Genomic DNA, 26,987 nt, shown 5'->3' with positions numbered 1-26,987 from the left:
TTTTAATAAATATTGTATAAATGATATTTTCCCAGCTTATGGTGGTTTGTTTACCCGTAAAGTAAGCGTAGGCTTGTCAATCTGAGGAACGAAGCGGGATCAATACGAAAACCTATGGAGTAGCAATAATTTTTTTAACCACAATCTTGTCTTTCTGACGAAGGAAGACCCGAGCGAAGCGAATAGACGAAGTAATTTTTGCAAGAAACTAACACAAACTATTCCTGGATTGTTGAGCTACTTGGTGCAATTACTCCGTCTAATCTGCATCCAATCTTATCGTTTTAGATTACATCAAAGTCAGGAGTTCTAGATAAATTTCAATAATTAAAATAAAAATTTGCAATCAACGGGAAACTGCGGTAGGTAAGGGTTTGGAACATTTTTTTAATTTTGATTACCATGCTAAAATGGTATTTATCAATGCTTTATTTCGTATTGTAAGAAAAAGACATATATTTGTAAGTGATATAAATTCTTACATGATATTATGATTATTGAAGAAATTTTTGACAATTACAATAAGCTCAAACATTTTAGTTATAAGATACAAAAAGGAGATACTCCAATTTCTGTAGCCAAAAAACTAGAAATAACACTCTATGAGCTTAGAATGTACCATAACTTTAATTGTATTGATGATTGCGATGTTATAAATGCCGATTTCCCTACCCATTTGCAATTTCTACTTTTAAAACCAACAAAATTAGAATCCGATAACGAGCAAGAAAATGAAAAACGCATACAAGTAATTTTCGATGAAGGATTCAGAATACCTTTCTACAACATAAGAGGTAAAAACACTTACATGGTGCTTCAGACTATTGAAAACGGTACTTTTTTGCAAACTATAAAATATGAAGCAAGTGTAGGATACATTACAAGAGATACGAATGGATACTCTTTATTTGAAATTGATAGAGTGTCTAAAGTTTTTTTAAATAATACTGCAACAGACACGATAACAGATGTTCTTGCAGAAGAAGTAGCAAGTGTTTTATACCCGCTACGAATTGTTGTTAACCAAGAAGGAGAATGGATCGATATCTATAATTATGCTGTTATAATCGAACGCTGGATTGCAAAAAGGAAAAAAATCTTAGAAAGCAATGAAGGTGAAGCCATAAATACGTATTTAAATGCTGTAGATTCTATTTTTAATGATGAAGAAAAATTACTTCAAAATCTCTTAGGCGATTGGTTCTTAAAAGTCTTCTTTAATGGTATTCATACTACTTATACTTCAGATTTATCTTTTACAACAACTACAAAATTTGCTATTACTCCTAAGGATGATGCTCTAACCTTCATGGTAACTCAAAAAATTGACGAGTATCTCAATGATACCAATAGGATAGTAATAGAAAAAAAGGGCACGTTAGTAAATACAACCAATGAAACGGCTCTTGAGGACAATAAAATTTCTGGTAACTATCATTCCGTTTACCATTTAAATCCCAATACATATGCCATCGAAGGCGCAAGTTTAGAATGTGATCTTACTGGAGATGGTACTAAAAAAGCAACAGTTAAAATTTATAATCTCAACGATAAAATAGTTAAAGCTTACGAGCAAAATCATGAATTTTTTGTAGGTGAAACTATTAAAAAAGAAAGTTTTTTTAAGGATCTTTTTAAACTTCATTAATTAAAAAAAAGAAAAAATTATGAGTGAAAAACACCTTGTTGTAAATGGTGCAATGCTAAAATGCAAATTTAGTGTCGAACCAAAACTCGATAAATTAAAAGTTAAATCGCAAAATAAACATTATGCAAATGATAAAGATACTAGTGATAAACTGATTGCCTCAAATAAGGATATTGGAACAACTTTGACAAATAACACTTTTGGAAAATGCAAAATGCAACCCAACGGAAACGGAGATTATTTACCCTGTCAAGCAACTATTACGCAATGGACTGGTTTTTATGAAAAACATACTTTGTCGAATAAAGGCAAAGTATTACTAGAAGATAGCAAAGCTACTTGTCCTATTGGTGGGCCAGATTGTATTGAAATTCATACGCACGGTCAAAAAGCAGAACCTAGTCAGCAAAATTTCATTACTGCGGATCCCGATGTTCATAACCTAATAAATCCGATGTTTAATATGGGCGAATTTCAAAACGACCTAATTGGAATACCTGAAGCTAAAAAACATTATTTATGAAATTTTATATAAAAGGAGAGTCAAGGCCTATAATTGGCAAAAGTGTCTATTCATTAATGTATACAATGACTGCTAAAGATCGAGAAAAAAAGACAGTTCAATTTTATGTAGATGAAAAAAAAGGCAACCATAAAGAAGTAGATGGATCAAAAATTATAAAACAGCATTGGACACTTTTAAAAAACGGAAAACTGTTTTTAGATTTAGGTTCCGATGGAAGAGTCTCTTTTGGTCAGGCAAGTATAGGGATCAATTATACAATGCTCGTTACTTTTAGTGATGTTCATGGAACAAAAGATACTGCAAAATTTAATATTATCCCCGTAGCAGGAACACCAAGTGTAGAAGAGCTTAAATGGCAAGATCAATATTATCGGGACTTAGGCGATAAAGCGGTTGGTTATCTAGACAATGTTCGTTTGTTTATTCATACTCTAAATATTCCAGCTGGCGACAGACTTAAAGTAATCATTTGGGAAGACGAAGGAACAGACGGACATGCTAATAGTTCCAGAAACATGGGGACTTACACCACATCGCCTGTTGATAAATACGGAAAAGCAGAAATATATTTTAACAATATAAGCGTGTATCAAAAAAAACTAAACGATAAAGATTTCAGAAATGAAACGGAACATGAGTTTTACGCCCAAGTTAAATATATGGGGAAAATTGATACGATAGAAGATACCATACAGCTTAAGATTATAAATAAATTAGAGAAAAAAGTTGAACCACTTATAACGAATAGCGTTGTAAAAGTTGTTACTCCAAATAAACAAAAAAAGCCTGAGGATGAAACAGGTGTAAAAATAACAATCAATGTTTTTTTTGATGGTACTTTAAATAATAAGGAAAATACAAAAGCAAGATTGGCATTTGAAAAAAAGCAAAAAGGGTTTGCATTAAGTCAAGATGAAGCTATAGCTGCTAAAGCCTTTGTAAACTATGATGGGAATGAAAGTAGTTATGATAACTATTTTTCTAACATTGCTATTATGTATGAAACTAATATAGCCAAAGGAGTAGATAAAAATATCAAGATCTATATTGATGGACCAGGAACAAGAGAGCATCTTAAAGATAATTTTGATGGTTATGCTTTTGGAAAAGGAGACGATTCTGGGATTCTTACAAAAGTTAATAAAGCTTTTACAGAGATAAAGGAAAAAATTGACAGCTTAAAAGAAGATAAGTTTATGAAAAAAAACGAATTTGTAAATGAAATTGAGATGGGGGTTTTTGGTTTTAGTCGTGGCGCAGCGGCGGCCCGAAATTTTATAGCACAACGGCGGAAATTACAAGACATGTACAACTTAGAGTCCAGTAAGTTTACGATAAAATTTGTTGGATTATTTGATACGGTTTCTTCGTATTCAAAAAGTTTTTCTTTTTCTCCAGATTTTGATGATGATGTCGAAGAACTAAAATTACAACTAGAAGGAAATATTAAAAAAGTCGTACATATTACCGCAGCCGATGAATATCGGGAACATTTTTCTCTTACCAATATTAAAAGTTCGATTAATGCCGGGATTGGCTATGAGCTATGTTTACCTGGTGTTCATAGTAATATTGGAGGTGGTTATGCCGAAATTGAAATGGAAACAAGGAAATTGCATTTAGAAAATGGTTTTAAAAACATAAAAGAAATTTTAATTAAAGAAGGCTGGTATCAGAGAGAGCAAATTGTAACCATGACAGGTGGGGGAAAAGGGGATTCTTATATAGAGCACATTGCCACTCGAAATTTGCCTTTGTCTTATCAATATATCCCACTAGCTATACTAATTGCTATAGCAGAAAAGTACACATTAAAATTCGAGAAAGAATCTATGGAAAATGGATTAATTTATGGTGTTCCCGAAGATTTAACAGAAGCAAAAAAAGCATTAACAGATTATGCAATTACAAACGATGGAGCACACAGCAAAGCGGTAACGCTTGTAAATGCAAAATTACATCCTATACGTAATAAATATTTGCACCGTTCTGCTTGTGACAGCACAGGTAAGGGGGGAAGATACAAAGACGGAAAACCGTATAGAAAAATTATTGATGGATAAAATAAAACCAATAAAACTTTAAATAAAATGACAGATACAAGAAAAAACCAAATACTATCAATAGTATTAATACTATTTATTTACGCTTTGTCCTTCTTTTTTTCCAGTAAGAGTTTTGATTATTTCTATAAATTATTAATGTCAGCACCTGTTTTAACGTTTTTAGTTGCTTTATATGCTTGTGTGTATGGGTTTAAATACATAATAACAAAAATTGTATTTGTGCTTCTAATAATTGCAAGTCTAATAGCCTTGTCAATAATTTGGTGGATATACGAATATGCTAAGGGCATGAGATCACATTAATAATAGAAGTATGAAAATAAATATTTTAAACAAAATTTATGCATTAATATGCCTGTTGGTATTATTAAAAATTGGGAGTGATTTATGGCAAAAAAAAGAAATACCCTTAGCGTATTATTTTTTAAATAAAGAAAAACAAAAAGAAATGCTTGTAAAAATAGAAAAAGTTGAATGGATGCCAGAAACAGGTGGAGATAAAAGTTGTCCTGTAGAGGTTGTTGATGGTAGTTTTGTTTCATCAGATAATCATAGTGAATGGATATCAAGAGCATATCTGAATTCTACTTGGGGATCAAGTAGTGGCAGTGTGGTAGTTGATGATAAAAGAAAAAAAGTACCAGAACGAATGCGGTTAACTTGGTTTTCCTATGCAGAAGATAAGTTCTTTACGGGTGATTTTGAGTTGCCTCAAAAAAAAATGTATGATATTTTTAAAAAAGATTATGGAAGTACTACGGGTATGGATGGTAAAGAGTATGAAAATAAATACAACACGTTAACACTAGGGTTTGCTCCAGAGGGTTTGGTAACGTTATGGATTGGTGGCTTGGGCAATCAAGAAATTGGAACTTATCAAGCACACGAAACAACGGTTGAGTGGAGTAGTTTTCAAAAAGGGGAGAAATCGGTATTACTTAATTTGCGTAGAAAAAAAATGCCTGCATTTGTTCAGGAACAAATGGCAAACAATACCATTAGTAATGCGTATTTTAAAGACCGTCTGTTGCGCTACCAGTATAAAATTGGCACTAATAGAGCAGATTTTGAAATTTATGATTACAAAATTTTTTTCATGAACAATGAAGTTATTAGTGAAGAAAATACTGGGATAGAATTCATAACGGATACCAACAATGGAAAAGCGGTTCCTATACGTATGACCATTTTGGTAAAAGATCAATTTTCCAGAGGATTAAAAGTTCGTATCTGGATAGATTTACTTGATGGCAAAACAACATATGAAAATGACTATATAAGAGATGTTCTAGAACAACGAACTTTTAATATCCAATTAATGGAGCGTTTTAAGGCGTTTTTTGCTCAAAATGAAAATGTCGAATTGCATATAAAGTTCGATAAAGAAATTAAAAAAAGTAACATTAACAAGCCTTTATATTCGGGTAAAGTATATTTAAAATCACCTAACGCCGAAGTTGAAATTCCAAATTCAAAAGTAGAAGTTTACGATGTACGATAAAAGAAACCGTAATTCAATTTTTGAGAAAGGAAGGGTATGATGTTTAACTTCCAACAATTACAAGTCTAATAGCCTTATCAATAAAATAAAACCAATAAAACTTTAAATAAAATGACAGATACAAGAAAAAACCAAATACTATCAATAGTATTAGTACTATTTATTTACGCTTTGTCCTTCTTTTTTTATGATAATGATTATGATTTTCGCGAAAGATTCTTGATGTCAATACCTGTTTTTACGCTATTAGTTGCCTTATATGCTTATGTGTATGGGTTTAAATACATAATAACAAAAATTGTATTTGTGCTTCTACTAATTGCAAGTGTAATAGTGTTATCATTGATTTGGTGGATATACGAATTTGCTAAGGGCATGAGATCACATTAATAATAGAAGTATGAAAATAAATATTTTAAACAAAATTTACGCATTAATATGCCTGTTGGTATTATTAAAAATTGGGAGTGATTTATGGCAAAAAAAAGAAATACCCTTAGCGTATTATTTTTTAAATAAAGAAAAACAAAAAGAAATGCTTGTAAAAATAGAAAAAGTTGAATGGATGCCAGAAACTGGAGCAGACGAAAGTTGTCCTGTAGAGGTTGTTGATGGTAGTTTTGTTTCATCAGATAATCATAGTGAATGGATATCAAGAGGATATCTAAATGATACTTGGGGATCAAGTAGTGGCAGTGTGGTAGTTGATGATGAAAGAAAAAAAGTACCAGAACGAATGCGGTTAACTTGGTTTTCCTATGCAGAAGATAAGTTCTTTACGGGTGATTTTGAGTTGCCTCAAAAAAAAATGTATGATATTTTTAAAAAAGATTATGGAAGTACTACGGGTATGGATGGTAAAGAGTATAAGAATAAATACAGCACCTTAACACTAGGGTTTGCTCCAGAGGGTTTGGTAACGTTATGGATTGGGGGATTAGGTAAAAAAGAAATCGGAACTTATCAGGCACACGAAACAACGGTTGAGTGGAGTAGTTTTCAAAAAGGGGAGAAATCGGTATTACTTAATTTGCGTAGAAAAAAAATGCCAGCATTTGTTCAAGAGCAAATGGCAAACAATACCATTAGCAGTAGGTATTTTAAAGATCGTCTGCTGCGCTACCACTATAAAATAGGAACTAATAGGGCAGATTTTGAAATTTATGATTACAAAATTTTTTTCATGAATAATGAAGCTATCAGTAAAGAAAATACAGATATGGAATTCTTAACGGACACTAACAATGGAAAAGCAGTTCCTATACGCATGAAAATTTTGATAAAAGATCAATTTTCCAGAGGATTAAAAGTTTATATCTGGACAGATTTACTTGATGGCAAAACAACAGATGAAAATGACGACATAAGAGATGTTCTAGAACAACGAACTTTTAATATTCAATTAATGGAGCGTTTTAAGGCTTTTTTTTCTCAAAATAAAAATGTCGAATTGTATATAAAGTTCGATAAAGAAATTAAAAAAAGTAACATCAACAAGCCGGTATATTCTGGTAAAGTATATTTAAAATCTCCTAACGCCGAAGTTGAAATTCCAAACTCAAAAGTAGAAGTTTACGATGTACGATAAAACAAACCGTAATTCAATTTTTAAGAAAGGAAGGGTATGATGTTTAACTTCAAATAATTACTAGTCTAACAGTCTTATCAATAATTTGATGGATAATAATAGAACCGATAAAACTTTAAATAAAATGACAGATACAAGAAAAAACCAAATACTATCAATAGTGTTAATACTATTTATTTACGCTTTGTCCTTCTTTTTTTATGATAATGATTATGATTTTCGCGATAGATTATTGATGTCAATACCTGTTTTTACGCTATTAGTTGTCTTATATGCTTGTGTGTATGGCTTTAAATACCTAATAACAAAAATTGTATTTGTACTTCTACTAATTGCAAGTGTAATAGTGTTATCAATAATTTGGTGGATATACGAATTTGCTAAGGGCATGAGATCACATTAATAATAGAAGTATGAAAATAAATATTTTAAACAAAATTTACGCATTAATATGCCTGTTGGTATTATTAAAAATTGGGAGTGATTTATGGCAAAAAAAAGAAATACCCTTAGCGTATTATTTTTTAAATAAAGAAAAACAAAAAGAAATGCTTGTAAAAATAGAAAAAGTTGAATGGATGCCAGAAACAGGTGGAGATAAAAGTTGTCCTGTAGAGATTGTTGATGGTAGTTTTGTTTCATCAGATAATCATAGTGAATGGATATCAAGAGCATATCTGAATTCTACTTGGGGATCAAGTAGTGGCAGTGTGGTAGTTGATGATAAAAGAAAAAAAGTCCCAGAACGATTGCGGTTAACTTGGTTTTCCTATGCAGAAGATAAGTTCTTTACAGGTGATTTTGAGCTGCCTCAAAAAAAGATGTATGATATTTTTAAAAAAGATTATGGAAGTACTACGGGTATGGATGGTAAAGAGTATAAAAACAAATATCACACGTTAACACTAGGATTTGCTCCAGAGGGTTTGGTAACGTTATGGATTGGGGGATTAGGCAAAAAAGAAATCGGAACTTATCAGGCACATGAAACAACGGTAGAGTGGAGTAGTTTTCATAAAGGGGAGAAATCGGTTTTACTTAATTTATGTAGAGAAGATATGCCAGCATTTGTTCAGGAGCAAATTGCAAACAATACCATTAGCAATGCGTATTTTAAAGATCGTCTGCTACGCTACCAGTATAAAATAGGTACTAATAGAGCAGATTTTGAAATTTATGATTATAGAATTTTTTTCTTGAACAATGAAGCTATCAGTAAAAAGAATACGGATATGGAATTCTTAACGGACACCCTCAATGGAAAAGGGGTTCCAATAAGTATGAAAATTTTGGTCAAAGATCAATTTTCTAGAGGATTAAAAGTTTATATCTGGACAGATTTACTTGATGGCAAAACAACAGATGAAAATGACCACATAAGAGATGTTCTAGAACAACGAACTTTTAATATTCAATTAATGGAGCGTTTTAAAGCTTTTTTTGCTCAAAATGAAAATGTCGAATTGCATATAAAGTTCGATAAAGAAATTAAAAAAAGTAACATCAACAAGCCTGTATATTCTGGTAAAGTATATTTAAAATCTCCTAACGCCGAAGTTGAAATTCCAAACTCAAAAGTAGAAGTTTACGATGTACGATAAAACAAACCGTAATTCAATTTTTGAGAAAGGAAGGGTATGATGTTTAACTACTAATAATTACAAGTCTAATAGTCTTTTCAATAATATGGTGGATAAAATAAAACCAATAAAACTTTAAATAAAATGACAGATACAAGAAAAAACCAAATACTATCAATAGGATTAATACTATTTATTTACGCTTTGTCCTTCTTTTTTTATGATAATGATTATGATTTTCGCGATAGATTATTGATGTCAATACCTGTTTTTACGCTATTAGTTGTCTTGTATGCTTGTGTGTATGGCTTTAAATACCTAATAACAAAAATTGTATTTGTACTTCTACTAATTGCAAGTGTAATAGTGTTATCAATAATTTGGTGGATATACGAATATGCTAAGGGCATGAGATCACATTAATAATAGAAGTATGAAAATAAATATTTTAAACAAAATTTATGCATTAATATGCCTGTTGGTATTATTTAAAATTGGGAGTGATTTATGGAAGAAAAAAGAAATACCCTTAGCGTACTATTTTTTAAATAAAGAAAAACAAAAAGAAATGCTTGTAAAAATAGAAAAAGTTGAATGGATGCCAGAAACTGGAGCAGACGAAAGTTGTCCTGTAGAGGTTGTTGATGGTAGTTTTGTTTTATCAGATAATCATAGTATATGGATATCAAGAGGGTATCTAAATGATACTTGGGGATCAAGTAGCGGCAGTGTGGTCGTTAATGATAAAAGAAAAAAAGTCCCAGAACGAATGCGGTTAACTTGGTTTTCCTATGCAGAAGATAAGTTCTTTACGGGTGATTTTGAGTTGCCTCAAAAAAAAATGTATGATATTTTTAAAAGGGATTACGGAAGTACCACAGGTATGGATGGTAAAGAGTATAAAAACAAATATCACACGTTAACACTAGGATTTGCTCCAGAGGGTTTGGTAACGTTATGGATTGGGGGATTAGGTAAAAAAGAAATTGGAACTTATCAAGCACACGAAACAGCGGTTGAGTGGAATAGTTTTCAAAAAGGGGAAAAATCGGTATTACTTAATTTGCGTAGAAAAAAAATGCCAGCATTTGTTCAGGAACAAATGGCGAACAATACCATCAGCAATGCGTATTTTAAAGACCGTCTGCTGCGCTACCAGTATAAAATAGGTACTAATAGAGCAGATTTTGAAATTTATGATTACGATATTTTTTTCATGAATAATGAAGTTATCAGTAAAAAGAATACGGATATGGAATTTTTAACGGATACCAACAATGGGAAAGCAGTTCCGATAAGTATGGAGATTTTGGTCAAAGATCAATTTTCCAGAGGATTAAAAGTTCGTATCTGGACAGATTTACTTGATGGCAAAACAACATATGAAAATGACCACATAAGAGATGTTCTAGAACAACGAACTTTTAATATTCAATTAATGGAGCGTTTTAAAGCTTTTTTTGCTCAAAATGAAAATGTCGAATTGCAAATAAAGTTCGATAAAGAAATTAAAAAAAGTAACATCAACAAGCCTTTATATTCGGGTAAAGTATATTTAAAATCTCCTAACGCCGAAGTTGAAATTCCAAACTCAAAAGTAGAAGTTTACGATGTACGATAAAACAAACCGTAATTCAATTTTTGGAAAGGGAGAATTGTGTGAAGTAGATTTGAGGTTGTCTGCGCATTAAACAACCGTAGACTTGTCACTCTGAGAAAAGAACAAGGGGCAATACGAAAATTTGTGGAGTAGTAAGATTTTTTTAACCACAATCTTGTCTTTCTGAGGAACGAAGACCCGAGCGAAGCGAATAGACGAAGTAATCTCCGTAAAAAACCAACGCAAAGTATTCCTGGATCGTTGAGCTACTAGGTGCGATTACTTCGTCTATTCGTATTGGTCTGTTTGTGGTTTTTGGGCATAAAAAAAGCCGCGAAATTCGCAGCTTTTTTATTATTTAGATAAAAGAAATTATTTTCCTTTGTTTGCTTCTGCAATATATTTCTCTAATGCCATTGTCATAGACGGAGTTTCAGGGGTTGGAGCAAGAATATCTATTCTTAATCCATAATCTAAAGCTTCTTTTTGAGTAGTGCTTCCAAAAACAGCTATCCTAGTTTCGTTTTGTTTGAAATCAGGAAAGTTTTTAAATAATGACTTAATTCCAGTTGGACTGAAAAAAGCTAAGACATCATAATAAACATCTGCCAAATCTGTCAAATCACTCATTACCGTTTTGTAAAAAATTGCTTGAGTCCAGTCTACTTTTAAATTATTTAAAGTAATAGGCGCATCAGCATTTAATTGATCAGAAGCAGGTAGTAAGAATTTTTCGTCTTTGTACTTTTTGATTAATGGAGATAGATCTGCAAAATCTTTTGCACCAACGTAAATTTTACGTTTTCTATACACTACATATTTTTGTAGGTAAAAAGCAACAGCTTCAGATTGACAAAAATATTTTAATCCTTCAGGAACTTTGTAGCGCATTTCTTCAGCTACTCTGAAAAAATGATCAACAGCATTTCTGCTTGTTAATATGATCGCAGTGTAATGATTAAGGTCGATTTTTTGAAGTCGAATCTCTTTCGCGTTTACTCCCTCCACGTGAATGAAAGGTCTGAAATCAATTTTTATTTTGTGTTTCTGTTGGAGCTCAAAATAAGGGGAGTTTTCCACCTTAGGTTCAGGCTGTGATACCAAAATTGTTTTCACTTTCATATGTTGTACTATTTTCTAAGCCCCCTGTTTGGTAAACCAATAATATATAAAATAATAAGGTGCTATTTCAAGAGTGCAAAGATACAAAATAAAATAAAATAACTTACTCAATATTGCATTTTGATAGTTCTTAATTGAAATGAAATAAGAGAATAAGCTGATACATAGTGATATAGCTAGAATTATTAGTAGTACATTTTTTGAAACACCATCATAATAGAACAAAATAGCATTGATAGGGAGTATTAAAAAACCGATATAAGCTCTGTAACTTACTTTTTGTAGATTAAAGTGCTCGTTAAATTCTTCAATATTGAACGATGTTGCAATTATTTTTTCGATTAAATATTTCGATAAAATAAAGAAAGCTAATAAGGTTACTATTTGGATGTATAGTTGCCAATCGGTTTTTGATGCATAACCAAAACTACTAAGTGTGAGTTGTACGAAAAAGGCAAATGAAATGATTTGTATGAAAAATAAGCAGATCGTAAATCCACTTTTTATATGGTTACTGTCTCGATAAATTTTGGCGTATTTATCAGAAAAAATTAATCTGGAGAAATCGAGAAAACGAGTCTCGTAAATTGATTTTGTTATAGCAATAACTGCAAAGCATAACACAAATAAAAGTGTTGCCCAGTCTTTATTTTCAGTAATTCTTGGATGAAGGTGTTCAATCATAGCAATGCAAAATTAGTAATTTTTTGTATCATTACTTTTATTATAACTTTATTATGAATGAAATGCTATAAAAAGTTTACTTTTGCGTTGAAATTACTCGGAAAAATGAATGATTGTATTGTTATAATTCCCACTTACAACGAAATTGAAAACATTGAAAGCATTATTAGGGCTGTGCTTTCGCAACATAAACCCTTTCACCTTCTTATTGTCGATGATAACTCGCCAGATCGTACTGCAGATAAAGTTGTTATGCTTCAAGAAGAATTTGAAGGAAGGTTGTTTATAGAAAACAGAGCTAAGAAAGCTGGATTAGGTACTGCTTATGTTCATGGATTTAAATGGGCTTTGGATCGAAAATATGATTATATATTCGAAATGGATGCCGATTTTTCGCATAATCCTAATGATCTTGAAAAACTTTTTGATGCTTGCCATTTTGGAGGAGCTGATCTTGCAATTGGTTCCAGATATGTAAAAGGGGTGAATGTTGTAAACTGGCCATTAAGCCGTGTGCTGATGTCTTATTTTGCATCTGTTTATGTAAAATTCATAACGGGTATGAAAATTCATGACGCCACTGCGGGTTTTGTTTGTTACAAAAGAGAGGTTTTAGAAGCTATTAATCTTAACAAAATTAAATTTGTTGGATATGCTTTTCAAATCGAAATGAAATATAGAACATATTGTAAAAAATTTCAAATTACCGAAGTTCCAATCATTTTTACGGATAGAACAAAGGGAGTTTCTAAAATGAGTAATGCTATTATCAAAGAGGCAATTTTTGGAGTTATTTCGCTCCGACTAAAAAAATTAGTCAATTCTTTATAAAACAATTAGAATGAATAGGATATTAATAAAAAACGCTAAAATCGTAAACGAAGGGTCAATTTTTGAAGGCGATTTGTTAATCGAGAATGATTTAATTGTAGAAATTTCGGACAGTATAAGTCTGAAGTCGTCTAACTGTATTGTTATTGATGCCGAAGGAAGTTATTTAATGCCAGGTGCAATTGATGATCAAGTGCATTTTAGAGAACCAGGATTAACGCATAAAGGGGATATCGAATCAGAATCGAAAGCAGCCGTTGCTGGAGGAATCACTTCGTTTATCGAGCAACCTAATACGGTGCCTAATGCAGTAACTCAGGAAATACTTGAAGAGAAATACCAAATAGCTTCAAAGAAGTCATACGCGAATTATTCGTTTATGATGGGGGCAACCAATGATAATTTGGAGGAAGTCCTAAAAACAAATCCAAAGAATGTAGCGGGAATAAAAATATTTTTAGGTTCATCAACCGGAAATATGTTGGTTGACAATGAAGCCACACTCGAAAAGATATTCTCAAGTACAGAAATGTTAATAGCGGTACATTGCGAGGATGAAACTACAATACAAAATAATCTAGCTAAATATAAAGAAGAGTATGGTGACGATGTTCCTGTAACGGCGCATCATTTAATTCGTAGTGCCGAAGCGTGTTATATATCTTCATCCAAAGCTGTTGCATTGGCTAAAAAAACTGGAGCGCGTTTGCATATCTTTCATCTTTCGACTGCAAAAGAAATGGAATTGTTTACAAACAAAATTCCTTTGGAAGAAAAGAAAATTACTGCCGAAGTTTGTATTCATCACCTGTGGTTTACAGACGAGGATTATAAAACTAAAGGGAATTTCATTAAATGGAATCCTGCTGTAAAAACAGCCGATGACAGAAAAGTACTTTGGGAAGCTTTACTTGATGGACGAATAGATGTTATTGCAACAGATCATGCGCCCCATACTAAAGAAGAAAAGAAAGAATCATATCTAAAAGCTCCTTCTGGAGGGCCTTTGGTTCAGCATGCTGTTGTAGCTATGTTTGAAGCACATCACCAAGGAAAAATTAGTGTTGAGAAAATAGTTGAAAAAATGTGTCACAATCCTGCTAAGATTTTCAAAATTGAAAAGAGAGGATTCATCAAAGAAGGCTATTATGCCGATTTGGTAATTGTGAATGCAGGGTTGCCTTGGAGTGTAAATGCAGATAATATTTTATCTAAATGTAAATGGTCACCATTTGAAGGGTTTACTTTTAAATCAAGAATTACACACACTTTTGTAAACGGACAATTGGTTTATAATTCTTTTAAGGTAAAAAATGTTCATGCTGGGAAAAGATTATTATTTGATAGATAGGATATGAAGAAAATAATCATAATTATTTCGGTATTATTCTTTGCTGTTGGATGCAAAAAAGAATTGGTTAAAAAACCAGAGCGACTTGTTGAGAGAGCTAAGATGATAGATATTATGTATGATTTATCATTGTTGGAAGCTATTAAATATCAAAATCCAATGTCGTTAGATTCTTGTGATACTAATCCGACTAGGTTTGTGTTGAAAAAATACAAAGTAGATAGTTTGCAATTTGTTAAGAGCAATATGTATTATGCCGCAAATTATAATGATTATAAGGTTATGTTTGATGAGGTAGGTGCACGTTTAGTAAAAAACGAAAAGAAATTTGATTCTTTAGTTAAGCTAGAAAAAAAGAAAGAGCAATTGCTTAAGAAAAAGAGTAAGGCTATAAAAAAAGATTCTATTGAGGTTAAACAGAGATTGACAAAAGAAGTAAAAGTAGACTCGCTTAAAAAGAAAGCAACACTTAAGTAATTAAGTATGTTTCTTATAAAGTTGCCACTTCTTTAATGTATTCATGAATATCTTTAAAGTCAGTTTTTAAAGCTGTTTTTATTTTCTCATTCGAATATATATCTTTAGTATAAGACGATTTTGCGGTTGCTTTGGTAATCTGTCTTTTCTTCGGGAAAAAAGTAGACAAAAACCAGTCAATACGCCACATGATTTTCATAAATAAAGGGCTTGCATGATATGCAGGTCTTTTTACTTTTAGTACATCTGCAATTGTATTTAATGCATCTCTAAAGACAATGTTGTCAGAGATAAGTGTAAAGCGTTCATTTTTTATCTCGCTTTTCATTAAAGTTACAGCAATCCTAACAACGTCATCAATAGTAACAAATCCGGTACTGCCTAAAGTGTAAAAGGGGAGACCGTTGGCTACTTTTGTGTAAAGTTCGGCACTTCCTTTTTCGTCGCTTTTGGATTTTGGAATAGGTCCTAAAATAACTCCAGGATTTATAATAACAATATCTAGTCCTTCTTGCCAACCACGCCAAACTTCTATTTCGGCACCATATTTAGATATGGCATAATCACTATGAGGTTTTTCGGGATTCCATTCGACTTCTTCGGTAATAATAGACTCGTGAGGAGCAAGGTCACCAAGAGCTGCGATTGAACTCACAAAGCATAATTTTTTTACTTGTTTTGCAATACAGAAATTCACAATGTTTGCTGTACCTTCGATATTGGTTTTTCGAACTAAATCTTCGTCCTTAGGATCAAATGAGATTACTGCTGCACAGTGATAAACATATTCTACATCAATAAAAGCAGTTTCTAAAGAGGGAACATCAAGTATGTCAGCTTCCAACCATTGAATAGATTCGAATAAATGGGACTTTTTATATAGATCAAAAACAGACTTCGTTCGTTCTATTTTACTTTTATTTCTATAAATTGCCCGAACATGATCTCCATTTTCAATTAAATGAAGTAATAAATGCGCTCCAACTAAACCTGTTCCTCCTGTTACTAAAACCATTTTGTAAAGATAATTAGATTGTTGGATTTTTAGATAGATTGATTTTCAAATTGTGCAATTAAAACTATCTTTGTGGAAATTGACTAAAAAGATGAAAAATTTTATAGAAGAAGTAACTTGGAGAGGAATGCTTCACGACGTTATGCCAGGTACTGAAGAACATTTGATGGAACAAATGAGAGTGGCATATGTGGGAATTGATCCAACTGCGGATTCATTGCATATAGGACACTTAGTAGGGGTGATGTTGTTAAAGCACTTTCAATTATCAGGACACAAGCCATTAGCATTAGTGGGTGGTGCAACTGGTATGATTGGTGATCCATCAGGAAAATCGAATGAAAGAAATTTACTTGACGAAACAACATTACGTCATAACCAAGAAGCTATAAAAGGGCAATTGTCTCGATTTTTGGATTTTACTTCAGATACAGCTAATGCAGCCGAGTTGGTAAATAATTATGATTGGATGAAGGAATTCTCATTCCTTGATTTTATTCGTGATGTAGGTAAGCATATTACGGTTAACTATATGATGGCTAAAGATTCTGTGAAGAAAAGGCTAACATCTGAGGCTGCCGAAGGAATGTCGTTTACTGAGTTTACTTATCAGTTAGTACAAGGATATGACTTTTTGCATTTGTATAAGAACAAACAATGTACTTTGCAAATGGGAGGAAGTGACCAGTGGGGAAATATCACTACGGGAACAGAATTGGTAAGAAGAATGGAAAGCGGAAAAGCATATGCTTTAACTTGTCCTTTAATTACAAAAGCAGATGGAACTAAATTCGGAAAATCTGAAGGAGGAAATATTTGGTTAGATGCTGCAAGAACATCTCCATACAAGTTTTACCAATACTGGTTGAATACTTCTGATGTTGATGCTGAAAAATATATTAAAATTTTCACTTTCTTATCAAAAGAAGAAATCGAATCGTTAACGATCGAACACAGAGAAACACCACACTTGCGTATTTTACAAAAACGATTGGCTGAAGAAATTACTGTAATGGTACATTCTGCTGCTGATTTAGAAAATGCAATTAAGGCCTCAAATATATTATTCGGAAATTCTACTTCAGATGATTTAAAGCAATTAGATGAAGCGACTTTCTTAGATGTTTTTGATGGTGTGCCTCAAGCAGAAATTGCAAAAGCAGATCTAGAAAATGGATTAGAAATTATAGTAGTTCTTAATGAGAAAACTGGTTTCTTTAAATCAAATGGAGAAGCGAGACGTGCGCTAACGGCCAATTCTATTTCTGTTAACAGAGAAAAAATAACCGAAGAGTTTGTTTTGTCTGCTAAGGATTTAATCAACAACCAGTTTGTATTGTTACAAAGCGGAAAGAAAAATTATTTTGTAGTAAGAGTGGTTTAAAGGTGCTTTTTAATCTAAGATATCAAAAGGATGGTAAAATTAATAATTAGGAACATAGGTCCAATTTCTGATATTGAAATTGAATTAAATAAAGTAAATGTTTTCACAGGGCCTCAAAGTAGTGGTAAAAGTACTATTGCTAAAATTATCAGTTATTGTCAGTGGGTTGAAAAAAGATATTTGTTGGATGGTAAATATGAAGAGAAAATAGAAGACCAACTTTTAGATTTTCATAGATTAAGTAAAGCCTATTTTTCTGAGAACTCCTATTTTGAATACAATAGTGATTTTATTGAAATTTCATATAAGTGGGGAGATGAAAAAGAGGGTATAAAAGAGAAGCAAGAGGGGGTAAATTATAAAAAAACGAGAAATATTTATATCCCTTCGGAAAGGAATTTTGTTTCTGTTATGCCTGATTTACGCAATTATAAGGCTCCATTTGATAATATAATGAGTTTTGTTTATGATTGGTATTCTGCTAAAAGAAGTTTTCAGAAAAAAGAAGCATTTTCGATATTGAACTTAGGGGTGAACTTTCATAATGACAAAGAGAAAGATTTAGATATAATTACTTTAAGAAACAATAATGAAATTAATTTAAGAGTAGGATCAAGTGGTTTACAATCTATTATACCATTGGTTCTGTTATTTGAGTATTTGACTAATGGTTTTTACAATGAAGAAGTATCTCTTTCTGTTGCTGAATTGGATAATCTGAGTAAGAGGTTTAGAAATTCAGGAAAGATTGTGAATGCTACTTATACTGATAAGGAAGGTAAAAGTAGAAGTGTTTTTCTTTATCCTGAAGGAAAGGAAGCTTTGCCAATTCAGTATAATAATACAAATTTTATTATCGAAGAGCCAGAACAAAATCTCTTTCCTGAGACACAGCGCGATTTGATATATTATTTATTTAATAAAATTCAAGGTGAACGAGATCATACTTTGACTCTTACAACGCATAGTCCTTATGTTTTATACGCTATTAATAATTGTTTAATGGGTAGTTTTATTTCGGATAAGTTGTCTGATAATGAAAAAAAAGAATATATAAGTTGCGATTCTTGGATTTCATCATCTTTAGTTAATGTTTATCAAATAGACAATGTTGATGGCACAATAAAATCTATAAAAGATAGTAGAACGGGAACAGTAAGCAAGCATTATTTTAATACCGTTATGGATGATATTATGAATGAGTATTATGGAATGCTAAATCATTTTGAATATGAAGAATAATATTCAAGCGCATTTAGCAAATCAAGAAATAAAAGAAAGTTCTTTTGATGATTTATATATTGTTGATTATAAGAACATAAATAATGGAGATGTTGAGATGTTAGAACAACAGCCAAGAGATGTTAAGTGTGTTTATTTGAAAAACAATAAAAAATTACCAATTTATTTTGCAGGATTTAAAGAAAACTTATTCGGGCCTGGTAATCAACAATGTGAATGTGTTGTTTTTCCACAGACTTGTGAAGAAAAAGACTGGGTTTTATTTGTAGAATGTAAGTATGCACAAAGTGCACAGACTGCTAAAGATAAAGGGAGAGATTATCCTAAGAAAATGATTGATCAGATTATAGCTACTGTTGGTTATTTTAGAGATAATGAAATCATGAATAAAAAGAGAAGAGCGACAGCTATTATTTCTTTTCCTAATTTAATGAATTTTAGTGGTTGGGTAATATCAGCTATGTATCCTTTGTCTCTTGAGGACATTTTAATTCAATATAATATTTTGATTAGAGCGACAAATTCTGCGACAATAAAAGACCAAAAAGAGATATTACTAAATTCAAATTAAAACGACTGTAATTACAAAACCATTAGATTACAACCTCGAATATCAGAATTATCAAAACGTCCCAATACCTCGAAAGAGTTGTTGGGATATTTTTTTCCCAAATCTTGCGTAGCGATAAAAGAACAAGAATTAATATTGGCTAGATCGATTACGTTTATACCACCAGTTTTTCCTTCTTTTACGTAGGTTAATGCATCTTCGGTATCTCGAACAAGAATTTGTATCCACGAAGGGCATTCGAATATTCCTTCGCCTAGAGAATATGCTTGAGACAATAATTCGGTCATTCCGTATTCAGAATGTATGGCTGATACACCAAATCCTTCACACAATTCTTTGTGTAATTCTTCGCGAATCATTTCTTTGCGTTTTCCTTTCATTCCACCAGTTTCCATGATGATGGTATTTTGTAGTTTAAAGGTATTTTTTTCGATTAAATCTAGCAAAGCATATGTTACTCCGATTAAGATGGTATTTTGTCCAGATTGGTCTAATTCGATTAGTTTTTGAGTAAGTTCTTCGTGGTTGTGCAAATAAAACCCGCTTTCTGGATGATTAGATAATTTAATTAAATCCTCGACCATGTAAATTAATGAAGAACCACCGCGTTCTAGATAAGACGGTAGTAAGGCTAGTACGACATAATCTTCGATATTGCCATAAAATTGGGAAAACCCTTTGCGATAGCTTTCTTCATATAAGGTAACATCGGTTACAAGGTGCTTGCTTGTAATCATTCCGGTTGTACCGCTGCTGGTAAAGGTAACTTGTGCAGGATCAGAATTTGAAACTACAGCATGACTCTTAAAAAACTGAATTGGTAAAAAGGGAATCTGAGTAAGAGATTTTACTTTTTGAGGGTCTGTTTTAAGATAATCACAAAACGTTCGATATACTACGTTGTTTTCGTATTGAAAGCGAAATACTTTCAATGCTATTTTTTCAAATTGCTTTTGGCTAGAAATCGTAAATATATCAGTAGTTGTAATCAAAATCTTTTTTTGCAAAGGTAATTTAAAAAAAAAGCCCCAATATTACTTTGGAACTTTTTTGTGTTTTTATTTTGAAAACTTACCTGACAATTAATTTTCTTGTTGCAGTTGCATTTTCTTCACTAATTTTTATGATATAAACACCAGGGGAAAGATTAGAGATATTAAGCTCTCTTGAACTCAATTGTGTTTGTAAAACCTTTTTTCCTAGTATGTCAAAAATAATTATTTCTTTTTCTAAATCATTTTTAGATGATATGTATACTTTACCATTACTCACAGGGTTTGGGTACAAACTTAAGCCCTCTATAACGGTGCCGTCTGTTTTTGGCTGTTGTTTACTGTCTTGTGCCGAAATACTTGCAGTAATAAAGAAAAAAGCCAATAAGAGTGTAATATAAAAGTAATTTTTTGCCATCGCTTAATTTTAAGTCTAGTAAATATACAAAAAAAAGTTTTCAAAAACTACGCCAAAAAAAAACATCCTAAAAGTTTAGGATGTTTTTAACATTTATTGTGTATCTTATTGATTAGAAACCTACTGACCATCCAGTAGCCCAGTTTGGTTGTGCAATACCGTTTCCAGCTCCATTAGCAGCAGCAGATTCAGTAGCAACAGCAGAAACATCATAAGCAGATCCGTCTGTTTTCTTTCCTTTAGTTTTTGTAGGTACATCAGAGATGTAATTTACATTAGATACTTTTAAAGCTGTTCCAACAAAAGCGATAGTTTCGTCGTTTTCAACATCAATACCAGTTTTCCATCCGCTTAAAACTACATTTGAGATAAGACCTTTAGTTCCTCTTCTTAGTTTTATAGCTTGGTTTTCTGTGTAAGATGCATCAGCATTACTTCCAGGTCCGATAAGAGTCATATTTGTGATAGTTGGGTTAGCAATTGGAGTGTTTGAGAATCCTAATTCGAAGTTATCAGCCTCAATACCTCTATTACCTTTTCCGAAATTTAATTTTCCGTACCAGTTTGTGTTTTTTCCATTCCATCCTTCAGTCCAGTCAAATTGATCATCTTCGTTACCGATAGCAATTAGATTTGATGTGTTTACAGTACCTCCGAAGAATTCAAATCCATCATCAGCACCGTGAAAAGCTTGTACATTTTCAACAACTGTTCCTGAACCAACTCCGAAGAAAGATAATCCGTTGAATTCTTTTTCAGTGTTGTAAGCAGCTCCTGCATATTCGATTCTCAAAAATTTGATTGAACCAGAATTATCATTAGATATAGTTCCTCCATAAGTTAAATCTGCAACTTCTGATTGAGCTGTGATTTCACCATTAGTTTTACGATTTATTGGAGCTCTACCACAAATAACCAATCCACCCCAGTCTCCAGCACCTTTAACTGCTAATCCACTTGTCATTACAACTGGTTTTGCTAGTGTACCATTTACATTAATTTTTCCTCCTTGCGCAATTGCAATATAAGCTTTCGTCCCGCCAGTACCTTGTATAACTGTTCCTGCAGGAATAGTTAAAGTTGCTCCGTCATTTACTTGTAGTTTTCCAGTTAATTTGTAAACAGTACCTGCGTCAAGTACTACTTCACCATTACTAATAGTTCCCTTAAAGTCGTTCGCATCTGCAACAAATGTTGAAGCAGGGTTTTTGCTGTCGTTATTATTATCGCTTGAACAGCTTGTAAGTAAGCTAGTTGATAAAGCAATAATTCCAAATAGTTTTACAATTGATTTTTTCATGGTTGTTTTGATAATTTTTGTGTTTAATATCTTGATGCAAAGATGGATTAGAAATCTTTTATGAATGTTAAGCAAGTGTGATTGTTAGTTTAATAAAAACCTATTTTAAGATTAAATTAATGTTACTTACTCGTTAACTAAAGTTTTGATTTATAAGGTTAATTACGTAACAAGTTGCTTGTCTATAAATTAAAAAAAGGACCAACAAATTGAATGTTGATCCTTTTTTAGTTTTGTGTTGATGAAGTATTAAAAGCTATAATTAAGTTTAAAGCTTATTCCTAATCCTTTTTTGTATGATAAAACATTTACATCTCCTGAGCTGTTTTCTTGAACTCTGTTGATTGTAGGATCTAGAATGTTTTTTACAACAAAATCTAATCCTAAGTTTTTATTCAGTTTAGTTTTTGCGATAAAGTCTAATGAACCAAATGCTTTGTCAACTAAATCACCTCTTCCGTTTGTTCCAATAGCATTTATTCTATCTGAGAAATAAGAGTATGCAATAGTTGTGTTTAAACTTTTTTCTTTGTTACTCCATTCAGTTAAATAAGAAAGGTCAGCATTTAATAGTAAATCAGATGCCCCAGTAAATTGGCTCTTTTTGTTGGTGAAATCAACTTGGTAATTAGTTTCTCTATTTACTTTTTCGGTATTTAACTCTTGATTACTGTATAGATAAGATGCATTGATACCAGCAGTAAGTTTTTTTGAATTAGCATCATCAAAACTAAAAATCTGCTTACGGTACTCTACTTCACCTCCAGCAACATAACCATAATCTCCTGTATTGATATAAGAAACGTCATTAGAAGATGATGCAATTGTAACTTCGTTCATTGGGTTAAGGATGTATTTTCCAAAAGCAGTAAAGGAAATTAATTCATCGCTTTTTGGGAACATTTCCCATTTAAGATCTAAGTTGTAATCATCTGATTCGTATAAGTAAGGGTTACCAACTTTAACCTGAAGTACTTCTTCGTAAACAAATAATGCTCTTTCTTTAAATTGTGGTAAAGTATATGTTTTGCTAAATCCTAAACGTAAATTTTGTTTTTCGTTTAACTCATATTTCATTGTCAAACTTGGTAAAAAAGCCAATTTATCTAATTTGTCACTTCCAATATCACCTAATTGAGTATTCCAGTCAACATCTTGAATTACTGATTCTAATCGAAGACCTAAAACAGCAGTTAATTTATTCTTGAATTTGAACTCTGTATTAGCATAACCACCAATGATAGTTTGTTTACCATTATAAGTTTGAGGATCTAAGGCATCGCTAATTTGAGAATTTCCTCTAAAAGTTGAAATATTAAAGTATCCGTTGTTGAAGTTGTCATTGTTGTAAAATAAATCTAGGTTATTTGGATCAACAACAAAGTTTCTAAAACCATCATTTGATTGAAAGTTGAACTGAATAGCTTCAAATTTTCTGTTTTTTATTCTTCCATTTGCACCTAAAGTGATTTTTCCATTAAAATCAGCTTCACTGTTTTTATTGAATTTATAATCGATAGAAGCATTTGCTGCTAATTCATCTTCTTTTAATTTTTGGAAGTATCTATTGTTTTCAGGTCTTGAAATGGTAGATAATACATATCCATCTGCTTCGTTTCTAAACGTGTTTTGAACTCTATCTGGCATAGATCCATCAACGATGTTGTATGAAACTCCCCAATTTAATTTTGATCTGTCTGTTAGTTTGTGATCTCCTAAAAGTTGATTAACCCAAAGACTGTTTTTCTCATAATTGAAACGACGAATTAATCCATTTCCGTTATTGGCGATATCTGCTATGTAGCCATAGTATTCTTCTTTAGATTGAGTCGAACTATTAATGTAAAGTGTGTTAAAATTAACTTTGTTGTTTGTGTTAATTTTGTATCCAATATTTAACAAACCGGTTGAGTTGGTTTGGTAGCTCATGTCTTTGTAAGTATGAAAATCTTTAAACGCAACTCCAGCTCCGTTTACACTTCCTTTGGCAGTACCATTTTTAACCGCATTGTATTCATTGCTGAAATTAGCAGTTGCAAAAAAGCTTAATTTTCCTTGCTCACCTACGTTGAATGTTTTTCCTCCAGATATGCCAATTGATCCAGCGAAAGGTGCTCTCTTCTCTGTTTGTAAAGTATTGAAATTGTATTGAGTAAGTGCATTGTTAGGGATTTTTGGGTTTGAGAATCCAAAACTATTAATGCCCTTTTGTAATCTAAAATCATCATCGGATACTGCGTTTGTGTTAACATTAGATCCTATTTCGATTTTAAAGAACCCCTTTCCTTTGTAATCTTTAGATGCGATATCTACGTTTCCTCCAGCAAAATCACCATATAATTTACTGCTATACACTTTGTCAACAGATACATATTCAACAATATCAGTAGAGAAAATATCTAAACTAATGTTTTTCTTCTCAGGATCATTTGATGGAATTGGTAATCCATTCATAGTTGTAGAGTTGTAACGGTCCCCTAAACCTCTTACAAAGATATTACCTGTTCCTTCTTGTTTTGTGATACCAGTAGTTTTGGTAACTGCAGTTGCTACATCGCTAACCCCTTTTCGCGAAAGCTCTTGAGCTCCAATAGATTGTTTTATCTCTACAGCATTCTTTTGTTCTAAAAGTAACGCTGTTTCTTTTTGTCTGTTTACAGCTGATGCTTTTACTACCACATCTTTTAGCGTATAACTCCCAGAAGATAATGTTTGATTGCTAGTTGTAGTTTCATTTGCCTTAACAATTACTATTGCTTCTATAGTTTCGTACCCCAAGAAACTATAAATTACAGTGTAGCTACCAGGAGCGATGTTTATCGAATATTTACCGTCGATATCAGTATTTGCACTGTTGTTAGTTCCTTTAATAAGAATGTTTGCAAAAGGAAGTGCTTCATTATTAGTCTGTTTGTCTGTTAAAACCCCAGAAATTGTACCTTTGGTTTGAGCCATTGAAACTGCACAAATAAATAATGTAATAAATAGAAATTTTAAGTTGAATTTCATTTTCGTTTGTTGTTTGTTTATTTTTTTGCAAATTAAGTACGGCTTTGTAAAGTAGATGTTAGCTACTTGTTATTGTTTTGTCTCTAGGATATTATGAAATTGTTATGAAATTAAATTACGGTTAACACGACTTTTTAACAGTCGATTTATTATTATCTTTACACTCGCAACTAGATTCATTGAATGTTATATCGTATAAGAATCAATGAGATAACCCAATTTTTTGCTATTTTATGAAAAAAACACAAACTAAGATTTTACTTGTAGATGATGAACCGGATATTTTAGAAATTGTTGGATATAATCTTTCTCAGGAGGGATACCAAATAATTACTGCTTCTAACGGGAAAGATGCAATTACAAAAGCACAAAAAGAATTACCAGACCTTATAATAATGGATGTTATGATGGCAGAAATGGATGGTATGGAAGCTTGTGAGCATATTCGAAAAATACCTGAACTAAATAATGTTATTATTACTTTCTTAACTGCAAGAAGTGAAGATTATTCACAAGTTGCTGGTTTTGATGCTGGAGCAGATGATTACATTACTAAACCTATTAAGCCAAAATTATTGGTGAGTAAGGTTAAAGCATTATTAAGACGCTTAAAAGAACAAGAAGTTAGTAGTGATACTTTAAATGTAGGTGGTATAGAAATTAATCGTGAAGAGTATAAAATCGTAAAAGATAATATCGAGATTGCTTTACCTAGAAAAGAATTTGAATTGTTCTATTTATTGGCTTCAAAACCTGGAAAAGTATTCAAACGTGATGAAATTCTTGATAAAGTTTGGGGTAATGAAGTTGTGGTAGGTGGAAGAACGATTGATGTACATATTCGAAAATTAAGAGAAAAAATTGGAGAAGATTTATTCAAGACCATCAAAGGAGTAGGTTACAAATTCGAGGTTTAAAATAAAGATCATCAAACAAAAGCATAATGCAAAGAAATCAGAATTATCTTTGTAGAAAGCTATCCATGAATTAAATGAAAATAAGTTTTAAAAAAACCTATAAGTTTGCTGTAAAGTCAGCACTATATATAAGTCTCTTTGCTACAGGATTCGTAATAATTTTGATTTTATTATTCTTCAAAAATAAAACAATAAACTTATTACCGTTTAGCATTGTTTTCCTCATATCTGTATATGCGTTCTCATTTCTTGTTTTACAATATCGCGTAGAGCGTTTTATTTACCGAAGAGTAAAAAAAATCTATGATGATGTTTCGTTACTAGAATCTAGTACGCTCATAAATCAGCCGATTACAACCGATATGGAGACACTTTCGCGTGAAGTTAAAAAATTTGCTACCGATAAAAAGCTAGAAATCGAGATGCTAGAAATTCGAGAACAATACCGTCGAGAGTTTCTAGGTAACGTTTCGCATGAGCTTAAAACACCATTGTTTACGGTACAAGGATATATTTCGACTTTATTAGATGGAGCGATGGAAGATAAAACCATTCGTAAAAAATATCTTAAACGTGCTGAAAAAGGAGTAGAGCGATTAATTTATATCGTTGAAGATTTAGACATGATTACTAAATTAGAAACCGGCGATTTAAATTTGGTTATTTCTAATTTTGATATTATAGAACTTATTCAAAATGTTTTTGATTTATTGGAAATGAAAGCCGATAAAAAGAAGATAAAATTAACTTACGAGAAGAAATACCTACAGCCTATTTTTGTTAAAGGAGATAAAGATAGAATTCAGCAAATATTAGAAAATCTACTTGTAAACTCTATTAAATACGGCAAACAAGGCGGCACAACCGAAGTAGGAGTAGTAAATCTAACAAAGAAAAAAGTACTTATTCGCATTAGTGATAATGGAGAAGGAGTTGAGAAACAAAATATACCGAGACTTTTTGAGCGTTTTTATAGAGTAGATAAAAGTGGTGCTCGTTCAGAAGGAGGTTCAGGATTAGGACTTGCAATAGTTAAGCATATTATTGAAGCTCATAAAGAGAAAGTCTACGTAGAAAGTGAATTTGGTATTGGATCCGAGTTTTCATTCACCTTAGAAAAAGCATATAAAAGTACCAATAGAGACGTTAAATAAATGTAAATGCA

Annotated in this window: 26 protein-coding genes; 18 read left to right on the top strand and 8 right to left on the bottom strand. The window is 31.9% G+C overall.

Annotation, left to right across the window (positions count from 1 at the left end; all coding sequences use genetic code 11):
• Positions 1-490: 490 nt before the first annotated feature.
• Genes QWY99_RS18405 through QWY99_RS18395 form a run of 3 tightly spaced genes read left to right on the top strand, consistent with a single transcriptional unit; the run spans position 491 to position 4,237 of the window.
• Entirely contained in the window at positions 491-1,648 is a 1,158-nt protein-coding gene (locus tag QWY99_RS18405; protein ID WP_290267175.1) for a hypothetical protein, read from the top strand.
• 19 nt (positions 1,649-1,667) lie between these two features.
• The gene (locus QWY99_RS18400) at positions 1,668-2,171 is read left to right on the top strand and encodes a DUF4280 domain-containing protein (RefSeq protein ID WP_290267174.1); all 504 of its coding nucleotides are present in this window, start codon (positions 1,668-1,670) and stop codon (positions 2,169-2,171) included.
• Entirely contained in the window at positions 2,168-4,237 is a 2,070-nt protein-coding gene (locus QWY99_RS18395) for a phospholipase effector Tle1 domain-containing protein (RefSeq protein ID WP_290267173.1), read from the top strand. Before QWY99_RS18400 ends, QWY99_RS18395 begins: the two co-directional genes overlap by 4 nt.
• A 125-nt stretch (positions 4,238-4,362) precedes the next feature.
• On the opposite strand, the gene QWY99_RS18390 is transcribed toward QWY99_RS18395, so the two are convergent.
• Positions 4,363-4,530: a hypothetical protein gene (locus tag QWY99_RS18390; protein WP_290267172.1), complete on the bottom strand. Its 168-nt coding sequence runs from the start codon at positions 4,528-4,530 to the stop codon at positions 4,363-4,365.
• 23 nt (positions 4,531-4,553) lie between these two features.
• Here QWY99_RS18390 and QWY99_RS18385 point away from each other — a divergent pair, with 23 nt between their 5' ends.
• The 7 genes from QWY99_RS18385 (at position 4,554) to QWY99_RS18355 (ending at position 10,530) form a co-directional block, all read left to right on the top strand.
• Positions 4,554-5,741, top strand: a complete 1,188-nt coding sequence (locus QWY99_RS18385; RefSeq protein WP_290267171.1) for a DUF2931 family protein — start codon at positions 4,554-4,556, stop codon at positions 5,739-5,741.
• 111 nt (positions 5,742-5,852) lie between these two features.
• A complete protein-coding gene (locus QWY99_RS18380; RefSeq protein ID WP_290267170.1) occupies positions 5,853-6,131 on the top strand; it encodes a hypothetical protein in 279 nt (92 codons plus the stop codon).
• Between the two features lie 10 nt (positions 6,132-6,141).
• Positions 6,142-7,329: a DUF2931 family protein gene (locus tag QWY99_RS18375; RefSeq protein WP_290267169.1), complete on the top strand. Its 1,188-nt coding sequence runs from the start codon at positions 6,142-6,144 to the stop codon at positions 7,327-7,329.
• 124 nt (positions 7,330-7,453) lie between these two features.
• The gene (locus QWY99_RS18370) at positions 7,454-7,732 is read left to right on the top strand and encodes a hypothetical protein (RefSeq protein WP_290267168.1); all 279 of its coding nucleotides are present in this window, start codon (positions 7,454-7,456) and stop codon (positions 7,730-7,732) included.
• A gap of 10 nt (positions 7,733-7,742) precedes the next feature.
• A complete protein-coding gene (locus QWY99_RS18365; RefSeq protein WP_290267167.1) occupies positions 7,743-8,930 on the top strand; it encodes a DUF2931 family protein in 1,188 nt (395 codons plus the stop codon).
• A gap of 123 nt (positions 8,931-9,053) precedes the next feature.
• On the top strand, positions 9,054-9,332 hold the full coding sequence (locus QWY99_RS18360) for a hypothetical protein (protein ID WP_290267166.1): 279 nt from the start codon (positions 9,054-9,056) through the stop codon (positions 9,330-9,332).
• A gap of 10 nt (positions 9,333-9,342) precedes the next feature.
• A complete protein-coding gene (locus QWY99_RS18355) occupies positions 9,343-10,530 on the top strand; it encodes a DUF2931 family protein (protein WP_290267165.1) in 1,188 nt (395 codons plus the stop codon).
• A 351-nt stretch (positions 10,531-10,881) separates the two neighbouring features.
• Here the strand turns inward: QWY99_RS18355 and QWY99_RS18350 are convergent, their stop codons facing one another.
• Together QWY99_RS18350 and QWY99_RS18345 are read right to left on the bottom strand one after the other, a co-directional pair.
• Positions 10,882-11,631, bottom strand: coding sequence for a uroporphyrinogen-III synthase (locus QWY99_RS18350; protein WP_195736051.1), 750 nt, complete (start codon positions 11,629-11,631; stop codon positions 10,882-10,884).
• Positions 11,632-11,646: 15 nt separating this feature from the next.
• On the bottom strand, positions 11,647-12,315 hold the full coding sequence (locus QWY99_RS18345; RefSeq protein WP_290267164.1) for a DUF4271 domain-containing protein: 669 nt from the start codon (positions 12,313-12,315) through the stop codon (positions 11,647-11,649).
• Positions 12,316-12,420: 105 nt separating this feature from the next.
• On the opposite strand from QWY99_RS18345, the gene QWY99_RS18340 reads away from it, so the two are divergent.
• Genes QWY99_RS18340 through QWY99_RS18330 form a run of 3 tightly spaced genes read left to right on the top strand, consistent with a single transcriptional unit; the run spans position 12,421 to position 14,974 of the window.
• Entirely contained in the window at positions 12,421-13,146 is a 726-nt protein-coding gene (locus QWY99_RS18340; protein ID WP_290268252.1) for a polyprenol monophosphomannose synthase, read from the top strand.
• Positions 13,147-13,156: 10 nt separating this feature from the next.
• Entirely contained in the window at positions 13,157-14,497 is a 1,341-nt protein-coding gene (locus QWY99_RS18335) for a dihydroorotase (RefSeq protein ID WP_290267163.1), read from the top strand.
• A gap of 3 nt (positions 14,498-14,500) precedes the next feature.
• The gene (locus QWY99_RS18330; protein WP_290267162.1) at positions 14,501-14,974 is read left to right on the top strand and encodes a DUF4296 domain-containing protein; all 474 of its coding nucleotides are present in this window, start codon (positions 14,501-14,503) and stop codon (positions 14,972-14,974) included.
• A 13-nt stretch (positions 14,975-14,987) separates the two neighbouring features.
• Here QWY99_RS18330 and QWY99_RS18325 read toward each other — a convergent pair whose 3' ends face one another.
• Positions 14,988-15,989: an NAD-dependent epimerase/dehydratase family protein gene (locus QWY99_RS18325; RefSeq protein ID WP_290267161.1), complete on the bottom strand. Its 1,002-nt coding sequence runs from the start codon at positions 15,987-15,989 to the stop codon at positions 14,988-14,990.
• A 91-nt stretch (positions 15,990-16,080) separates the two neighbouring features.
• Between QWY99_RS18325 and tyrS the strand changes: the two genes are divergently transcribed.
• Genes tyrS through QWY99_RS18310 form a run of 3 tightly spaced genes read left to right on the top strand, consistent with a single transcriptional unit; the run spans position 16,081 to position 19,186 of the window.
• Positions 16,081-17,373: a tyrosine--tRNA ligase gene (gene tyrS / locus QWY99_RS18320; RefSeq protein ID WP_290267160.1), complete on the top strand. Its 1,293-nt coding sequence runs from the start codon at positions 16,081-16,083 to the stop codon at positions 17,371-17,373.
• A gap of 30 nt (positions 17,374-17,403) precedes the next feature.
• Positions 17,404-18,615, top strand: coding sequence for an AAA family ATPase (locus QWY99_RS18315; protein WP_290267159.1), 1,212 nt, complete (start codon positions 17,404-17,406; stop codon positions 18,613-18,615).
• A complete protein-coding gene (locus QWY99_RS18310; RefSeq protein ID WP_290267158.1) occupies positions 18,605-19,186 on the top strand; it encodes a hypothetical protein in 582 nt (193 codons plus the stop codon). The genes QWY99_RS18315 and QWY99_RS18310 overlap by 11 nt, the downstream gene beginning before the upstream one ends.
• An 11-nt stretch (positions 19,187-19,197) precedes the next feature.
• Here QWY99_RS18310 and QWY99_RS18305 read toward each other — a convergent pair whose 3' ends face one another.
• The 4 genes from QWY99_RS18305 to QWY99_RS18290 all read right to left on the bottom strand — a co-directional run bounded on the left by QWY99_RS18305 (position 19,198) and on the right by QWY99_RS18290 (position 24,905).
• Positions 19,198-20,178 (bottom strand): LuxE/PaaK family acyltransferase, encoded by a 981-nt coding sequence (locus tag QWY99_RS18305; RefSeq protein WP_290267157.1) that lies wholly within the window; start codon positions 20,176-20,178, stop codon positions 19,198-19,200.
• A gap of 79 nt (positions 20,179-20,257) precedes the next feature.
• Complete coding sequence (locus QWY99_RS18300) at positions 20,258-20,596, bottom strand: T9SS type A sorting domain-containing protein (protein ID WP_290267156.1); 339 nt, start codon at positions 20,594-20,596, stop codon at positions 20,258-20,260.
• A gap of 112 nt (positions 20,597-20,708) precedes the next feature.
• The gene (locus QWY99_RS18295; protein WP_290267155.1) at positions 20,709-21,896 is read right to left on the bottom strand and encodes a beta-helix domain-containing protein; all 1,188 of its coding nucleotides are present in this window, start codon (positions 21,894-21,896) and stop codon (positions 20,709-20,711) included.
• A 249-nt stretch (positions 21,897-22,145) separates the two neighbouring features.
• Complete coding sequence (locus QWY99_RS18290) at positions 22,146-24,905, bottom strand: TonB-dependent receptor (protein WP_290267154.1); 2,760 nt, start codon at positions 24,903-24,905, stop codon at positions 22,146-22,148.
• Positions 24,906-25,138: 233 nt separating this feature from the next.
• Here QWY99_RS18290 and QWY99_RS18285 point away from each other — a divergent pair, with 233 nt between their 5' ends.
• Both QWY99_RS18285 and QWY99_RS18280 read left to right on the top strand, forming a co-directional pair.
• Positions 25,139-25,822: a response regulator transcription factor gene (locus QWY99_RS18285; RefSeq protein ID WP_290267153.1), complete on the top strand. Its 684-nt coding sequence runs from the start codon at positions 25,139-25,141 to the stop codon at positions 25,820-25,822.
• 74 nt (positions 25,823-25,896) lie between these two features.
• The gene (locus QWY99_RS18280; RefSeq protein WP_290267152.1) at positions 25,897-26,976 is read left to right on the top strand and encodes a sensor histidine kinase; all 1,080 of its coding nucleotides are present in this window, start codon (positions 25,897-25,899) and stop codon (positions 26,974-26,976) included.
• Positions 26,977-26,987 lie beyond the last annotated feature (11 nt).

Source organism: Flavobacterium branchiarum, assembly GCF_030409845.1.
Taxonomy (GTDB): Bacteria; Bacteroidota; Bacteroidia; order Flavobacteriales; family Flavobacteriaceae; genus Flavobacterium; species Flavobacterium branchiarum.
This window is presented reverse-complemented; position numbering and strand designations above follow the sequence as displayed.

What these genes read in the sequence shown, in the direction of transcription:
- QWY99_RS18315 (WP_290267159.1), top strand. Translation starts at nt 17,404, where the DNA reads ATGGTAAAATTAATAATTAGGAACATAGGTCCAATTTCTGATATTGAA.
- QWY99_RS18370 (WP_290267168.1), top strand. Translation starts at nt 7,454, where the DNA reads ATGACAGATACAAGAAAAAACCAAATACTATCAATAGTGTTAATACTA.
- QWY99_RS18335 (WP_290267163.1), top strand. Translation starts at nt 13,157, where the DNA reads ATGAATAGGATATTAATAAAAAACGCTAAAATCGTAAACGAAGGGTCA.
- QWY99_RS18330 (WP_290267162.1), top strand. Translation starts at nt 14,501, where the DNA reads ATGAAGAAAATAATCATAATTATTTCGGTATTATTCTTTGCTGTTGGA.
- QWY99_RS18360 (WP_290267166.1), top strand. Translation starts at nt 9,054, where the DNA reads ATGACAGATACAAGAAAAAACCAAATACTATCAATAGGATTAATACTA.
- QWY99_RS18395 (WP_290267173.1), top strand. Translation starts at nt 2,168, where the DNA reads ATGAAATTTTATATAAAAGGAGAGTCAAGGCCTATAATTGGCAAAAGT.
- QWY99_RS18340 (WP_290268252.1), top strand. Translation starts at nt 12,421, where the DNA reads ATGAATGATTGTATTGTTATAATTCCCACTTACAACGAAATTGAAAAC.
- QWY99_RS18380 (WP_290267170.1), top strand. Translation starts at nt 5,853, where the DNA reads ATGACAGATACAAGAAAAAACCAAATACTATCAATAGTATTAGTACTA.
- QWY99_RS18400 (WP_290267174.1), top strand. Translation starts at nt 1,668, where the DNA reads ATGAGTGAAAAACACCTTGTTGTAAATGGTGCAATGCTAAAATGCAAA.
- QWY99_RS18345 (WP_290267164.1), bottom strand. Translation starts at nt 12,315, where the DNA reads ATGATTGAACACCTTCATCCAAGAATTACTGAAAATAAAGACTGGGCA.
- QWY99_RS18385 (WP_290267171.1), top strand. Translation starts at nt 4,554, where the DNA reads ATGAAAATAAATATTTTAAACAAAATTTATGCATTAATATGCCTGTTG.
- QWY99_RS18295 (WP_290267155.1), bottom strand. Translation starts at nt 21,896, where the DNA reads ATGAAAAAATCAATTGTAAAACTATTTGGAATTATTGCTTTATCAACT.
- QWY99_RS18280 (WP_290267152.1), top strand. Translation starts at nt 25,897, where the DNA reads ATGAAAATAAGTTTTAAAAAAACCTATAAGTTTGCTGTAAAGTCAGCA.
- QWY99_RS18365 (WP_290267167.1), top strand. Translation starts at nt 7,743, where the DNA reads ATGAAAATAAATATTTTAAACAAAATTTACGCATTAATATGCCTGTTG.
- QWY99_RS18325 (WP_290267161.1), bottom strand. Translation starts at nt 15,989, where the DNA reads ATGGTTTTAGTAACAGGAGGAACAGGTTTAGTTGGAGCGCATTTATTA.
- QWY99_RS18355 (WP_290267165.1), top strand. Translation starts at nt 9,343, where the DNA reads ATGAAAATAAATATTTTAAACAAAATTTATGCATTAATATGCCTGTTG.
- QWY99_RS18310 (WP_290267158.1), top strand. Translation starts at nt 18,605, where the DNA reads ATGAAGAATAATATTCAAGCGCATTTAGCAAATCAAGAAATAAAAGAA.
- QWY99_RS18375 (WP_290267169.1), top strand. Translation starts at nt 6,142, where the DNA reads ATGAAAATAAATATTTTAAACAAAATTTACGCATTAATATGCCTGTTG.
- tyrS (WP_290267160.1), top strand. Translation starts at nt 16,081, where the DNA reads ATGAAAAATTTTATAGAAGAAGTAACTTGGAGAGGAATGCTTCACGAC.
- QWY99_RS18290 (WP_290267154.1), bottom strand. Translation starts at nt 24,905, where the DNA reads ATGAAATTCAACTTAAAATTTCTATTTATTACATTATTTATTTGTGCA.
- QWY99_RS18285 (WP_290267153.1), top strand. Translation starts at nt 25,139, where the DNA reads ATGAAAAAAACACAAACTAAGATTTTACTTGTAGATGATGAACCGGAT.
- QWY99_RS18390 (WP_290267172.1), bottom strand. Translation starts at nt 4,530, where the DNA reads ATGCCCTTAGCATATTCGTATATCCACCAAATTATTGACAAGGCTATT.
- QWY99_RS18405 (WP_290267175.1), top strand. Translation starts at nt 491, where the DNA reads ATGATTATTGAAGAAATTTTTGACAATTACAATAAGCTCAAACATTTT.
- QWY99_RS18350 (WP_195736051.1), bottom strand. Translation starts at nt 11,631, where the DNA reads ATGAAAGTGAAAACAATTTTGGTATCACAGCCTGAACCTAAGGTGGAA.
- QWY99_RS18300 (WP_290267156.1), bottom strand. Translation starts at nt 20,596, where the DNA reads ATGGCAAAAAATTACTTTTATATTACACTCTTATTGGCTTTTTTCTTT.